This is a genomic window from Candidatus Symbiothrix dinenymphae, from assembly GCF_001431085.1.
This window is the reverse complement of the sequence record NZ_BBRU01000067.1, coordinates 1-1048: the sequence shown is the minus strand read 5'-3', so window position 1 is coordinate 1048 and position 1048 is coordinate 1. Positions and strand designations below refer to the sequence as shown.

Below are 1048 nucleotides of genomic sequence, written 5' to 3'. Positions count from 1 at the left end.
CCGATGTTCAGCAACTTCACGCCAGCCGGAAGGGGTGAGAGAGGCGTGTTGTTCCAATTTTTTTATTACTTCTTTCATATTTTTTATTTATAATTCTTTCAAATAATCTACAAAACCTGTTTCATCCGCGCCATAATCTGCGTCAGCTCCTCAACACAGTGAGTCAGCACTTTGAGATTTTCAAACAGCAACACAATATCCTTATTCACAGCAGAATCGCTCACTTTATTAATCGCAGTTGCAGGTTTTGGAACGGCGATTTGTGACCCGGTCGGTTCTCGTGTCAATCCCTGTTCCCGCATCTGTGCATCAAACACTAACTGCAACAAATCAGCAAACTTAACGCTCAAGCACTCCGCAATAACTGCCAAACGGCTATTATTGATAGTTGAACTGCTCAAGATGCGATTGATACCATTTTCGTGAACGCCAAGCCGGGCAGCCAAATCCCGCTTGGGTCACATGTTTTTCTATCAACAGTTTCGTAAAACCTGTCAACTGAATATTAGAATTCTCACTCATAATTATGAGTGAGAATTCTAATATTCAGTTGACAGGTTTTACGAAACTGTTGATAGAAAAACATGTGACCCAAGCGGGATTTGGCTGCCCGGCTTGGCGTTCACGAAAATAGTATCAATCGCATCTTGAGCAGTTCAACTATCAATAATAGCCGTTTGGCAGTTATTGCGGAGTGCTTGAGCGTTAAGTTTGCTGATTTGTTGCAGTTAGTGTTTGATGCACAGATGCGGGAACAGGGATTGACACGAGAACCGACCGGGTCACAAATCGCCGTTCCAAAACCTGCAACTGCGATTAATAAAGTGAGCGATTCTGCTGTGAATAAGGATATTGTGTTGCTGTTTGAAAATCTCAAAGTGCTGACTCACTGTGTTGAGGAGCTGACGCAGATTATGGCGCGGATGAAACAGGTTTTGTAGATTATTTGAAAGAATTATAAATAAAAAATATGAAAGAAGTAATAAAAAAATTGGAACAACACGCCTCTCTCACCCCTTCCGGCTGGCGTGAAGTTGCTGAACATCGG

2 protein-coding genes are annotated in these 1048 nt (G+C 42.3%); one reads left to right on the top strand and one right to left on the bottom strand.

Annotated features, from left to right (window positions below; translation table 11 throughout):
* Positions 1-107 precede the first annotated feature (107 nt).
* On the bottom strand, positions 108-446 hold the full coding sequence (locus ASC50_RS01115) for a hypothetical protein (protein ID WP_056928598.1): 339 nt from the start codon (positions 444-446) through the stop codon (positions 108-110).
* A 156-nt stretch (positions 447-602) separates the two neighbouring features.
* On the opposite strand from ASC50_RS01115, the gene ASC50_RS01110 reads away from it, so the two are divergent.
* The gene (locus ASC50_RS01110; RefSeq protein WP_226995313.1) at positions 603-941 is read left to right on the top strand and encodes a helix-turn-helix domain-containing protein; all 339 of its coding nucleotides are present in this window, start codon (positions 603-605) and stop codon (positions 939-941) included.
* Positions 942-1048 lie beyond the last annotated feature (107 nt).